The organism is Polynucleobacter sp. JS-Polo-80-F4 (assembly GCF_018881965.1).
GTDB lineage: Bacteria > Pseudomonadota > Gammaproteobacteria > Burkholderiales > Burkholderiaceae > Polynucleobacter.
On record NZ_JACVPI010000001.1, the window covers coordinates 1857550 to 1869508 of the forward strand.

Here is an 11959-nt window from a genome sequence, read left to right on the forward strand (position 1 = left end):
GTTTTTTGTTTTATCCGCAATAAAACAGCAGGTTTAGCTAAAAAATTCCTTAGCCTCTGCTATCAGCAGCTCTGGAAGCTCTTCGGGGATGTAGTGTCCGCTAGGAACCGCCCTTCCAGAGACCTCTGTAGAAACTTCTTTCCAGTCATCTATTGGCTTAAAGCATTTATTTACCAAGCCATGCTCGCCCCAAAGCACTTTTAGAGGCACCTTCAATTTCTTGCCAGACATGCGATCTGCTCGATCATGAATGAGGTCAATTGTTGAGGCTGCACGATAGTCCTCGCACATCGCATGCATGCTTAGAGGGTTACTAGCTCCAGATAAGTATTCGGCCCATCGCTCAGGTGTAAATATCCCCGTTCCCGCATGCCGGCCCATATGATTTTTGAGCCAAAATTCAGGATTGGCGCCAATCAATGTTTCAGGGACTGGTTCAGGTTGGATCAAGAAGAACCAATGCCAATAACCTTTCGCAAACTCCATCGTGGTGTTCTCATACATCTGAAATGTTGGTGAAATATCCAACACCATTAAACGCAAGACACTTTCAGGAAAGTCCATTGCTAGGCGATGAGAAACTCTTCCACCTCTATCGTGACCCAGCAAGAAGAATTGATCGAAACCTAGGCTCATCATTAAAGATTGCTGATCTGCCGCCATAGATCTTTTTGAATACGTAGAGTGGTCTGGTTTTCCGTGAGGCTTAGATGAGGCACCATAACCACGAAGATCTGCAGCCACAACTGTGAATTGTTTTGCCAACTCTGGAGCCACCAAACTCCAGATTGCCTTGGTTTGCGGAAATCCATGGAGCAAAAGTAATGGAGGACCATTGCCGCCTATAAGATAGGAGATCTCAATGGACCCATCTTCAGATTCGGTAGAAAACGTTTTAGATTGAAAACCAGGAAAAGAAACAGTCATCATTCGCTCAGTAAAAAAGACTATCTGTTGGCCATAGCCTGAATTTCAGCCACAGTCACATATCCTTTATTTGTAGAGTCGATGTAACTAAAGTGGTCATAGATCCTGGGCATACATCCTTTAGCCTCTTCCTTAGTCAACTTGCCATCGCGATTAGTGTCGCATTTAGCAAAACGCTCGGCAATCTCTTTATCGCGTGAAGCATCATCTGCAAAGGCAATGAGCGGAACAAGCATAAGCGAATTTAAGCCAACAAGGATAATGAGCTTAGAAAGTAATTTCATAGAATTTCTTATTTGCCTGTTGGTGTTGGGTTTGCTGATGTCTCCAATGCGGAGCGAACTACTTTCTTGGCCATTGCAACAAATGAATCAGCAGATCCCGAATTGGTTCTAAATGACTCGCCTTGAACAGTGATAAGGCCCTCGCCTAGCAATTGTTTTGATTGGCTATCCGTAATCTTACTTTCCACCAAAAGAGCTGGAGTCTTAGAGTTCACACCACCTGCATAAGCAGCTGCATTCATTGCCAAACCTATTGGCGTGAAATTCCAAGGTTGCAAACTATCTGTAGAACTTTCAGCACCGGTAATGCCAACCGAAATACGAGCCACACCAGGACCAGGCTGAGTAACAATCCTGATAGTTCCGCGCGCATTGACTGCCTCAACCATAGAAGCCTGTAAGGCAGCCTTGGCTTTATTAATCACATCAAGACTCACATCTTTAGTTGCATTCTGATTTAAATAAATCGGATCAAGGATGACAGATGTATAGACGCCGGGGTTTACGCCAGAAATACGATACCTCCAAATACGCACATCTTTATCGTTAGTTGCCATTGGAACTAAAAGATTGTAGTCAGGCAAAAATCCTGATCTAGGCATTGACTCTGTCGCTAACTTAGGCGCATTACTACACGCTGCCAAAGTAAGCGCAGCAATTAAAGAGGCCAGCAATAAGTGCATTTTTTTCATAGCGATTCCGAGTATTTGTTTGATTTAGTTAAAGGGCTGGCTGTAGTAAAGGTCATCATACCCACATCTAGCTAGTCTGGTGCTGGACATGGCAATGTTCCGCCAGTCTTTTTGTGAATCTGAGGTTTGCAGTCACCTTGTGCAGAGGCAGATTTAGCCGAGCTCGAGCTCGAAGATACTGGCTTTGTCGCATTTGATGGGGTTGTCGTTACAGAAGTTCCGCCTGATGTTGCTGATGTAAAAGATGCTGAATTATTAATGGCGTTAACAGGTTTTGCTGGGGCCAAGCCTACTTCTCTGTAAAACGCTTTATCCGAACCAGGACAAGGCATTAAAGCCCCCGTTTTTGGGTTCACAATATCTTTACATTGGGGGTTGGCTTCTAGACGGGCTTCTAGCTGCGCAACAGAGCAAGCAGAAACTAGGGAAAGAGTGCAAAGCACTAGATAGCTAAGCCTGACTAATTTGATATTCATCACTGCATTCTAAGTCAAAGAAAGCGATGAAAATAAGCGTATGGCTATTAAATGGGGCACACCAGAGAAGGGGAAATTGGCCTGCCCAGCACGATTCGAACGTGCGACCTACGCCTTAGAAGGGCGTTGCTCTATCCAGCTGAGCTATAGGCAGTGAGTACTGGGACTGAAAACTTAAAACAAAGAGAAAGTGGTCGGAGTACAAGGATTCGAACCTTGGACCCCCTGCTCCCAAAGCAGGTGCGCTACCAGGCTGCGCTACACTCCGACGGAACCGATATTCTACACCGAGAGAGCGATTCCAGGCAAATCCTGTAAGATTCGTGCCATGGTTGCCTATTTTTCAAGCAGATTTACAAAGCAAATTCAGACCGCATTGACAGCGGCCTTGCTGGTATTTTGCTTGCTAGGAACCCACTGGATAGGCCTTTCCCATAGCATTTCACATGCGGGCATACAAGGCCAATCTTTAGAAGCAAGCAAATCAACTATTGCCGATAAAAGTTTTAGTCACAGCTCTGATATCTGCCATTTGTTTGATGCGCTTTCGCTTGCCGGCTTTATTACTAGCGACCAATCTAAAGCCGACTTAATTCACCAAAGCACAATTGATCAAAAGAATACAAACAATCCATTTTTAAGAAATGCAATAGGTAGCGACTACCAGTCCCGCGCTCCCCCAACTTTCATCCTTTAAAACATTAGCGCCGCATCGCGTGCACCCGTTTTAATGAATCACCATCACTTGGTGAATTTGGATGAATATGAATTACCGCCTTACACAATTTACTTACTTGCCAATACTGGCAGTCATTTCCTTTTTAATAAGCGACCCCGCTTGGTCGCAAAATCAAGTTGAAACTTTGCCGCAACTCGATGTCACTGGTGTGCGAGAAGGCGGTCAAGGATTTTTATCGCCAAATAAAGTATTGGCTGGAGATGAGTTGCAAAACAAACTCTCCGGAACACTCGGCGCAACTTTAGCAAACGAATTAGGAGTATCTGCAACTGGTTATGGTGCAGGCTCATCAAGGCCCGTTATTCGTGGACTTGAAGGTGCGCGCGTTCAAATTTTACAAAATGGCTTATCTGCTGGTGATGTCTCCAGCATTTCTGCAGATCATGCAGTAGCAAGCCCAATGCAAAATACCCACCAGATTGAAATCCTACGGGGTGCTTCTGCCCTGCAATATGGTTCTGGCTCAAGCGGTGGCTTAATTAACGTCGTAAATGATCGAATTGTTACAACGATGCCTGACACAATATCTGGCGCAATCAATACCAGCTATGAAACAGTGAATCAAGGAAAGACTGCCAATATAGAGCTCGATGCACCAGCCGGCCCCCTTGCATTGCATTTTGATTCAGCTATTAGTAATTCAAATAACTATCGTATTCCTGGCTTTGCCGAACAAGGTGGCCCAAATGCCAATTGGGCTATTAATCCTGGGCAGCCAGTTAACGTTCCTTATAGCGGTAAATTGCCCTTCTCTTTTAGCAATCAGAATAGTATGGGCTTGGGTGCAAGTTATGTTCGTTCGGATGGGTATACCGGCGTCTCTTTAGAGCGAATGAACCATAACTACGGGATACCAACTTCAGAAGGTGGTTTTATACAGCAGTCACAGAATCGCTACGATATTGCACACCAGACCAATGATCCTTTTGATGGCTTTAGCTCTGTAAAGCTTAGCGCTGCAAATACAAACTATCAACATACTGAATTTACCAATAACGGCATTGCTTCTACTAAATGGAACAACACAGCAACCGAAGCAAGGCTGGAATTAGCGCATAAAGAATTGTTGGGATCCAAAGGGGTTTTAGGCGTTCAAGTTATTGGATCTACCCTTAACGCAACTGATTTATCGACCAATAACTACGCAATAGTTCCGCAGACAAAATCAAACTCTAGCGCCCTTTTCTTAGTTGAAGAAGGTCGTTACGGACTTTTAAAAACTAGTCTTGGCGCTAGATACAACTATACAAGTCAAAATCCAAATTCTGGTACCCAGTTTCCTAGCGCTAGCAGCCAAGAATTTGTGCCAAGCACTTATGGCCCTCCCTCACTTCAAAGTCGTCAATTTAACCTGATGTCCTATTCTGCAGGAGGTCTTCTAGACGTGGCCAAAGGTTATGGCGTGGGCCTTGCTTACACAGTTTCTCAAAGATCGCCATCAGCCCAAGAGCTTTACTCATATGGACCCCATGATTCGACGGCAACCTTTGATATTGGAAATTCCAATTTAGGTGTTGAAACTTCACACAATCTTGAGTTGAGTTTCCAAAAGACCATAGGTTTGGTCCGCAGTAAAGCCAGTATTTATAAGAACCAGTTTAATAATTTCATATATGGTTACTACACTGGCGCCTATAGCCAGGCCAACCAGAATTTCTCAGTTGTTCAGGCTTCTCAAGCAAACGCATCCATTCAGGGCGCAGAAGCTGAGCTCACTTACAACTGGAATGAGACCGGTATTGGTGGCCGTCTATTTGGTGATGTCTCTCAAGGGAGGTTCACTGCCGGCGGAAACCTTCCATTGCAACCAGCCCCGCGTCTAGGGACGGAATTGGCTTACCAGCGAAATGGCTGGTTAACCAGTGCAACTTATATTTATAGCTATCAACAAAATAAATTGGCTAGCTGGGAAATTGGCCCCACACCAAGCTATAACTTAGTGAACGCCAATCTCTCATACACAGAGCGTATTGGTAAAGTCAATTGGACGGGTTACGTAATACTCAAGAATTTGCTAAATGAAGAGATTAGATACTCCACATCACCCATGGCAGTCAGGTTGTATGCACCTCAGCCCGGCAGGAGTTTGATGGTTGGTATTAGAGCAGCGTTTTAGTGCCCTTTGGTAACGCCTTAAGCAATTGGCACTAAATCAGCAATACTCTTAGCTGCTTTCATCGCAATATCAGCGTCTTGAGTTTCAACCATTACGCGCAATAAGGGCTCGGTGCCTGAGGCGCGTATTAAGAGACGGCCAATGTTTGCAAGGTCAGACTCTACCTTTGATATTTGCTTCATTAGAACAGCATCAGATTTCCAGTCGTAACCTGGCTTGAATCTCACATTCACGAGAACTTGCGGGAAAATTTTGACAGAGTCCAATAATTGCGCGAGACTCTTTTTGTTTTGGCTCATTGCCGCAAGCACTTGAAGAGCTGCAATCGTTCCGTCTCCTGTGGAGTGTTGGTCCAGGCAAAGTAAGTGCCCCGAACCTTCGCCGCCAATAATCCAATCATTGAGTTTTAGTAACTCAAGTACATAACGGTCACCAACGTTGGCACGCTCAAATCCAATACCCAAATCCTTAATAGCATTTTCTACTGCAAGATTAGTCATTAAAGTGCCGACGACTCCGCCAAGATTCTGCCCACGGTCTAATCGATCTTTAGCCAGTACATAAAGCAGTTCATCGCCGTTAAATAGACGTCCAGAAGCATCAACCATCTGAAGGCGGTCGGCATCACCATCTAGAGCGATACCTAGATCAGCATTCTCTGCTTTAACTTTTGCGATTAAAGCCGCGGGTGCAGTTGCACCAAAGCCATCATTAATGTTTCGACCATCGGGGCTCACGCCAATAGAAATTACTTCGGCGCCTAGCTCATGAAAAACATGAGGTGCAGTGTGATACGCAGCGCCATTAGCGCAGTCAACTACGAGCTTTAAGCCTTTAAGATTAAGCTCCCCTGGAAAAGTTGACTTACAAAATTCAATGTAACGTCCTGCAGCATCATCCAGTCGAAAAGCTTTACCAAGCTCTTTTGAATTCACACACCCCATAGGCTTTTCTAACTCAGCCTCAATATCCAACTCAAATTGATCGGATAACTTATCGCCTTTGGCAGAGAAAAACTTGATGCCGTTATCTTGATAGGGGTTATGGGAAGCAGAAATTACAAGACCTGCTGACAGCCTTAAAGCCTTGGTGAGATAGGCGACTCCTGGCGTCGGAATGGGTCCGCAAAGCATCACATCTACTCCAGCAGCAGCAAAACCAGCCTCTAATGCAGCCTCTAGTAAGTAACCTGAAACCCTGGTATCTTTACCGATCAAAATCTTACAACGCTCACCTGGTTTAGCATCACGCGTCAATACTTTGCCGGCTGCATAACCTAGGCGGGTCATAAATTCCGGAACAATCGGAAACTGCCCCACTTCACCTCGAATGCCGTCAGTACCAAAATATTGTTTTTTCATAGATGTCATTATAAAACTTAGATGCGTTTCTAAGTATTTACTGCCTCCCAGAGCTTAAGAGCATCTACCGTCTCAACCACGTCATGAACCCGTACAATTTTGGCGCCACGATCAGCCGCCATAACAGCCGCAGCAACACTGGCCGCTACACGCTCATTTGTATCTTTGCCTGTAATTTTTCCTAGCATCGACTTACGGGAGATGCCTGCCAGAACCGGAGCACCCAAAGAAGAAAACTGAGCAAAGTTGGCCAGCATTTGAAGATTGTGCTCTAGGGTTTTGCCAAACCCAAAGCCAGGATCAATAGCGATTCGATCTCTACCAATACCCTTAGCAATCAATAACTCAACTTGCGTTTTTAGAAACTGCTTCACATCAACTATCACGTCCTGATAGTCAGGATTAAATTGCATAGTGAGCGGATCGCGTTGCATATGCATGAGCACAATGCCGCAATCTTTATCCTCTAATACAGCATCAATAGAGCCATGCTGTCTAAGTGCCCAAATATCATTCACGCAATCTACACCAGCCCGGAGTGCTTGCCGCATTGTTTCGGATTTATAGGTATCGATTGATAAAGGTACTCCGCAATCTTTAAGCGCCTCAATTACCGGGAGCACTCTATCTAGCTCTTCTTGGAGTTCAACCGGCTCAGCGCCAGGCCTTGTTGACTCGCCGCCAATATCAATGAGATCCACGCCATCAGCAATCATCCGTTCTGCTTGGGCGATCGCATCTTTTGGGGTTCTGAATTTACCGCCATCAGAAAAAGAATCTGGCGTGGCATTGAGGATGCCCATCACAATTGGGCGCTTACGATTACTAAAGTCAAAAAGAAAACGCCCACAACGCCAAGTTGTGGGCATATCTATGTGACCTTGAATAGGTATCAAAGCAAAGCCATCAAGTGTACTTATGCAGTAGCAGGAGCGCTACCAGTCGCTGGGCCAGGTGTTCCCGCAGAATTGCCGAACTGAGTTGCAGGTGGAGCCTTAGGCGCTCTTGGAGGGCGACCTTCCATGATGTCATTAATTTGCTCTGCATCAATGGTTTCCCATTCAAGCAATGCTGCAACCATAGCTTCAACCTTGTCGCGATTTTGCTCTAGGATCGATCTTGCCAAAGCATACTGACTATCAACCAATGCACGAATCTCTGCATCGACCTTTTGCTGGGTTAACTCAGAAACAGTTTTAGTGCTGTTGCGACCAAAAATACTCTCTGATTCAGTATCAACATAAACCATCGTACCTAGGCTGTCACTCATTCCGTAGCGTGTCACCATATCGCGAGCCATCTTAGTCGCACGCTCAAAGTCATTGGAAGCACCGGTACTCATAGAATGCAAGAACACCTCTTCCGCAGCACGACCACCAAATAAAATAGCCAACTCTTCCATCATGCGATCTTTATACAAGTTCACACGATCAAACTCTGGTAACTGCCAAGTCACACCCAAAGCCATGCCACGGGGCATGATCGTGACTTTATGCACAGGATCGGCCTTAGGAAGTACTTTTGCTACAACAGCATGGCCAGATTCGTGATACGCAGTATTACGACGCTCCTCTTCACGCATTACAGCCGACTTGCGTTCTGGCCCCATGTAGATCTTGTCTTTTGCATCTTCAAAATCTTTCATGTCAACTGCACGCTTATTACGACGTGCAGCAAACAATGCAGACTCGTTTACTAAGTTTGCCAAATCTGCGCCAGAGAAACCTGGGGTACCGCGAGCTAAAACAGCGGCATTTACATCAGGGTCAATGGGCACCTTGCGCATATGTACTTGCAAAATTTGCTCACGGCCGCGAATATCTGGCAATCCCACATGCACTTGTCGATCGAAGCGACCTGGGCGTAATAAAGCCTTATCTAATACATCAGAGCGGTTGGTCGCAGCAACTACGATGACGCCGCTATTGCTTTCAAAACCATCCATCTCAACTAACATTTGATTGAGTGTTTGTTCACGCTCATCATTGCCGCCACCCATGCCGGCACCGCGGTGACGTCCTACAGCATCAATTTCATCAATAAAGATGATGCAAGGAGAATTTTTCTTGGCGTTCTCGAACATATCGCGTACGCGAGATGCACCAACACCAACAAACATCTCAACGAAGTCAGAACCGGAGATCGAAAAGAATGGCACTTTCGCCTCACCCGCAATAGCACGCGCCAAAAGGGTCTTACCGGTGCCTGGTGGGCCTACTAGCAATACGCCATGTGGAATGCGGCCACCTAGTTTTTGAAACTTCTGTGGATCTTTTAAGAAATCAACAATCTCAAAGACCTCTTCCTTGGCCTCATCGCATCCAGCAACATCAGCAAAAGTAACGGTGTTGCTATTTTCATCAATTAGACGTGCCTTAGATTTTCCAAAGGAGAAAGCTCCACCTTTGCCGCCACCTTGCATTTGACGCATCATGAAAAACCAAAAACCAATAATCAATAGTGTTGGTCCAAGATAGTACAAAGCAGAAACCAGCATGTTGGGTTCATCATCAGCTTTACCGGTGACTTGAACACCGTATTTCATGAGATCGCCAACCATCCAGATATCCCTTGGAGAGATGATGGAATATTTATTACCGTCAGCAGGCGTAACTTGCAATGTACGACCTTGCACATCCACACGTTTGACTTTGCCGGCTTTGGCATCGTCCATAAATTGAGAATAGGTAACTTGTGTTTGATCCTTAGGCTTATCGAACTGTTTAAAAACAGTAAAAAGCACCAAGCCCACAATGAGCCACACACCGATTTTTTGGAACATATTGCTGTTCAAAATGAGTCCTTTTCTGGATTAATCCAGGAGTTAAAGCGAATCGCTACCTAAGTATTTGATTCTACTACCACCCTTTTTCAAGGGCTAATGGCGTATTTATTTAATAAAACCCTACTAATTTGGGGTTATTTAGCCTTTTGAGGGCTTATTTTGTAGGTTTTAGGTTTCTACCCAATAGAAAGATCTCAGAAGACTTTGCCCTTGATGCCTTGGGTTTGCGAGAGGCAACTGTTTTAAAGACCTTTTTGAAAGACTCCACGATCTGGCTGTAGCCACTACCGTTAAAGCACTTAATCAACAATGCACCTTCAGGCTTAAGATGTGCGGTGGCAAAGTCTAGAGCTATCTCAGCTAAAAAAGCCATCCTGGCCGCGTCAGCTACGCCAACTCCAGAAAGATTGGGCGCCATGTCAGATAGAACCAAGTCCACCTTACCTTCGGCCTCTTTGGGAAGTAAAGCCTCAAGCGCAGCCAGACCCTCATCTTCGCGGAAGTCTCCTTGAATAAAGCTCACATCTGCAATATCTTCCATCGGCAAAATATCAATCGCAATAATCTGCCCATCAGGTTTACCCGATTCAATCTTAGGATTGGTTTTACCAAGCTCAGTTAAGCGATTACGGACGTACTGGGACCAGCTCCCAGGGGCGCTTCCTAAGTCCACAATAGTCATGCCTGCTTTGATGAGGTGATCTTGCTCGTCAATTTCACTGAGCTTGTAAACCGCCCTCGCTCGATAACCCTCTTTTTGAGCCATCTTTACGTAGGGATCAGTTAAGTGATCCTGCAACCAACTTTTATTAAATTTATTCTTTGCCACAACTTACCCACTTTCGCCTTCCATTTTCCTAGTTTCCGCCCTCTAAAGCAAAAGGAATTACGGAATATATCGTTAAATTTGCTGTAATGAGCTGAATTGGACGTTGAATGCTCTATCATCAAGCCCATGACCGCACTAATCCTTACCCCCGCACAACGTAAATCCCTCAAAGCCGATGCTCATGACTTAAGTCCTGTGGTGATGGTTGGTGGCGATGGTTTGACTCCCTCCGTGATTAAAGAAGCTAAATTGGCGATTGGTCACCATGGCTTAATCAAGATACGTGTTTTTGGCGATGATCGTGAAGCTCGCATTGCCATTTATGAAGAGCTCTGCGACAAATTAGGTGCTGCTCCAGTTCAACACATTGGCAAGTTGCTGGTGCTATGGAAACCAAAAGATGCTGTTGAGGAAGCATTCAGCAATCTAGGTCGCTCTAGCAAGCAAACTAAAAAAACGCTGCAAGCACCACGCACTAAACGTCAACCTAATCGCACAGTAACAAAAACAGGTGTTCGCACAAGCACATCCGAAAGATCTGATCGTCGCTCCGCTTCTAATAAGTCTCCTTTTGAGCGAGCTGCAGCAGTGAAGTCAGCAACCCCCAAGAAGCGGGTATTACGTTCAGAAGCAGCTGAATCCAAGATTGGCTGGTCTTCTCCTGGTTATAGAAAAGCTACAGCCGCACCAGCACCAATTAAGAAACGTAAGGTAAGAATGAGTAGCACCAAGAAAAAATCATTGGGGTCTTAATAGACTTTAGATAGGTCCTAGATACAAACATAAACGCTGCTAGTCAGCGTTTTTTGTTGCCCGCCAAACAAGCGCAAGTCCGAGCAAGGACTGGATCATAAATAAAATGCTAGAGGCGCCATGCAGGCGACTAAATAAAACAGCATAAGATGATTCACGCACAGAAAGACCTGAATATAGAGCCTGGTCCCTTAGGGAGTTCATCCAGGGTATTAGAATAAATGCAGCGCCTACTACGCAAGCCAACATACCTAACAATATCCAGCGCATTAGCCGGTAATGCGCCAACTCATGACGTACCAGAAAGCTTGCCATCAACATTAATAGTAAGGAGATAACAACGCCAGAGTAGGCGGTGACTTTAAAAAGATTCGCGGCCACCATGCCGGCGACTTGCCTATCACCCAAGCTTGAAAAAAGAATGGGCACAACTAAAAAGCCAATCGTAATAAAGCTACCAACCCAGAGTCCTGATATCAGGCTAAATATTCTCTGGGTTCGGATGGGATGCATTAGACGTAACGCACTGCCAAGATTTCAACTTCGCGATTACCGCCTGGGGCTTGAACTGCAACTACATCGCCCTCTTCTTTACTGATCAACGCACGAGCAATTGGTGAGCTAATAGAAATTTTATTGAACTCAATATCAGCTTCATCGTCACCAACTATCTGATAGGTTAATTTAGTGCCATCCTCTAGATCTTCCAAATCAACGGTAGCGCCAAAAACGACACGGCCAGTCACATCCAATGAAGCGGGATCAATAATTTGGGCGGCTGAAAGCTTACCCTCTAACTCTTGAATGCGCCCTTCAATGAAGCCTTGTTTTTCTTTAGCGGCATCATATTCAGCATTCTCTGATAAGTCGCCTTGAGCGCGAGCTTCGGAGATGGCAATAATCACTGAGGGGCGTTCTACATGCTTAAGGCGGTGCAATTCCTCTTTGAGAAGTTCTGCACCGCGCTTGGTAATCGGAATTGTGCTCATGCTGCTAA

Annotated in this window: 13 protein-coding genes and 2 tRNA genes; 3 read left to right on the plus strand and 12 right to left on the minus strand. The window is 45.3% G+C overall.

From position 1 onward, the window contains the following. Window positions 1-33: 33 nt before the first annotated feature. From ICN20_RS09550 to ICN20_RS09575, 6 genes are all read right to left on the minus strand, one after another. Window positions 34-927, minus strand: a complete 894-nt coding sequence (locus tag ICN20_RS09550; protein ID WP_216240423.1) for an alpha/beta fold hydrolase — start codon at window positions 925-927, stop codon at window positions 34-36. 20 nt (window positions 928-947) lie between these two features. Continuing rightward, window positions 948-1211, minus strand: coding sequence for an EF-hand domain-containing protein (locus tag ICN20_RS09555; RefSeq protein ID WP_216239890.1), 264 nt, complete (start codon window positions 1209-1211; stop codon window positions 948-950). A gap of 8 nt (window positions 1212-1219) precedes the next feature. After that, a complete protein-coding gene (locus ICN20_RS09560) occupies window positions 1220-1903 on the minus strand; it encodes a DUF3313 domain-containing protein (RefSeq protein WP_216239892.1) in 684 nt (227 codons plus the stop codon). 71 nt (window positions 1904-1974) lie between these two features. Next, on the minus strand, window positions 1975-2379 hold the full coding sequence (locus ICN20_RS09565; RefSeq protein WP_216239894.1) for a hypothetical protein: 405 nt from the start codon (window positions 2377-2379) through the stop codon (window positions 1975-1977). A 77-nt stretch (window positions 2380-2456) separates the two neighbouring features. Beyond that, window positions 2457-2533: transfer RNA gene (locus ICN20_RS09570), tRNA-Arg, on the minus strand. Window positions 2534-2570: 37 nt separating this feature from the next. Next, window positions 2571-2647 (minus strand) — tRNA-Pro (locus tag ICN20_RS09575). A gap of 60 nt (window positions 2648-2707) precedes the next feature. Between ICN20_RS09575 and ICN20_RS09580 the strand changes: the two genes are divergently transcribed. Both ICN20_RS09580 and ICN20_RS09585 read left to right on the plus strand, forming a co-directional pair. Then, window positions 2708-3076, plus strand: coding sequence for a hypothetical protein (locus ICN20_RS09580; RefSeq protein ID WP_216239896.1), 369 nt, complete (start codon window positions 2708-2710; stop codon window positions 3074-3076). Window positions 3077-3137: 61 nt separating this feature from the next. Next, entirely contained in the window at window positions 3138-5234 is a 2097-nt protein-coding gene (locus tag ICN20_RS09585) for a TonB-dependent receptor (RefSeq protein ID WP_255534707.1), read from the plus strand. A 17-nt stretch (window positions 5235-5251) separates the two neighbouring features. On the opposite strand, the gene glmM is transcribed toward ICN20_RS09585, so the two are convergent. The 4 genes from glmM to ICN20_RS09605 all read right to left on the minus strand — a co-directional run bounded on the left by glmM (window position 5252) and on the right by ICN20_RS09605 (window position 10209). After that, on the minus strand, window positions 5252-6595 hold the full coding sequence (gene glmM / locus ICN20_RS09590; protein WP_216239898.1) for a phosphoglucosamine mutase: 1344 nt from the start codon (window positions 6593-6595) through the stop codon (window positions 5252-5254). A 29-nt stretch (window positions 6596-6624) separates the two neighbouring features. Beyond that, window positions 6625-7464, minus strand: a complete 840-nt coding sequence (gene folP / locus ICN20_RS09595; protein ID WP_216239900.1) for a dihydropteroate synthase — start codon at window positions 7462-7464, stop codon at window positions 6625-6627. A gap of 47 nt (window positions 7465-7511) precedes the next feature. Then, a complete protein-coding gene (ftsH, locus tag ICN20_RS09600) occupies window positions 7512-9389 on the minus strand; it encodes an ATP-dependent zinc metalloprotease FtsH (protein WP_216239910.1) in 1878 nt (625 codons plus the stop codon). Window positions 9390-9534: 145 nt separating this feature from the next. After that, window positions 9535-10209: an RlmE family RNA methyltransferase gene (locus ICN20_RS09605; RefSeq protein ID WP_216239912.1), complete on the minus strand. Its 675-nt coding sequence runs from the start codon at window positions 10207-10209 to the stop codon at window positions 9535-9537. A gap of 126 nt (window positions 10210-10335) precedes the next feature. Here ICN20_RS09605 and ICN20_RS09610 point away from each other — a divergent pair, with 126 nt between their 5' ends. Next, window positions 10336-10962 carry a YhbY family RNA-binding protein gene (locus ICN20_RS09610; RefSeq protein WP_216239914.1) on the plus strand — a complete coding sequence of 209 codons (627 nt, stop codon included), beginning with the start codon at window positions 10336-10338 and terminating at the stop codon, window positions 10960-10962. A gap of 39 nt (window positions 10963-11001) precedes the next feature. Here ICN20_RS09610 and ICN20_RS09615 read toward each other — a convergent pair whose 3' ends face one another. Next, window positions 11002-11475: a DUF4149 domain-containing protein gene (locus ICN20_RS09615; protein ID WP_216239916.1), complete on the minus strand. Its 474-nt coding sequence runs from the start codon at window positions 11473-11475 to the stop codon at window positions 11002-11004. Then, a complete protein-coding gene (gene greA / locus ICN20_RS09620; protein WP_216239918.1) occupies window positions 11475-11951 on the minus strand; it encodes a transcription elongation factor GreA in 477 nt (158 codons plus the stop codon). The genes ICN20_RS09615 and greA overlap by 1 nt, the downstream gene beginning before the upstream one ends. Window positions 11952-11959: the final 8 nt, after the last annotated feature.

What these genes read in the sequence shown, in the direction of transcription:
- ICN20_RS09610 (WP_216239914.1), top strand. Translation starts at nt 10,336, where the DNA reads ATGACCGCACTAATCCTTACCCCCGCACAACGTAAATCCCTCAAAGCC.
- ICN20_RS09560 (WP_216239892.1), bottom strand. Translation starts at nt 1,903, where the DNA reads ATGAAAAAAATGCACTTATTGCTGGCCTCTTTAATTGCTGCGCTTACT.
- ICN20_RS09565 (WP_216239894.1), bottom strand. Translation starts at nt 2,379, where the DNA reads ATGAATATCAAATTAGTCAGGCTTAGCTATCTAGTGCTTTGCACTCTT.
- ICN20_RS09580 (WP_216239896.1), top strand. Translation starts at nt 2,708, where the DNA reads ATGGTTGCCTATTTTTCAAGCAGATTTACAAAGCAAATTCAGACCGCA.
- folP (WP_216239900.1), bottom strand. Translation starts at nt 7,464, where the DNA reads ATGCCCACAACTTGGCGTTGTGGGCGTTTTCTTTTTGACTTTAGTAAT.
- ICN20_RS09585 (WP_255534707.1), top strand. Translation starts at nt 3,138, where the DNA reads ATGAATATGAATTACCGCCTTACACAATTTACTTACTTGCCAATACTG.
- greA (WP_216239918.1), bottom strand. Translation starts at nt 11,951, where the DNA reads ATGAGCACAATTCCGATTACCAAGCGCGGTGCAGAACTTCTCAAAGAG.
- ICN20_RS09555 (WP_216239890.1), bottom strand. Translation starts at nt 1,211, where the DNA reads ATGAAATTACTTTCTAAGCTCATTATCCTTGTTGGCTTAAATTCGCTT.
- ICN20_RS09550 (WP_216240423.1), bottom strand. Translation starts at nt 927, where the DNA reads ATGACTGTTTCTTTTCCTGGTTTTCAATCTAAAACGTTTTCTACCGAA.
- ICN20_RS09615 (WP_216239916.1), bottom strand. Translation starts at nt 11,475, where the DNA reads ATGCATCCCATCCGAACCCAGAGAATATTTAGCCTGATATCAGGACTC.
- glmM (WP_216239898.1), bottom strand. Translation starts at nt 6,595, where the DNA reads ATGAAAAAACAATATTTTGGTACTGACGGCATTCGAGGTGAAGTGGGG.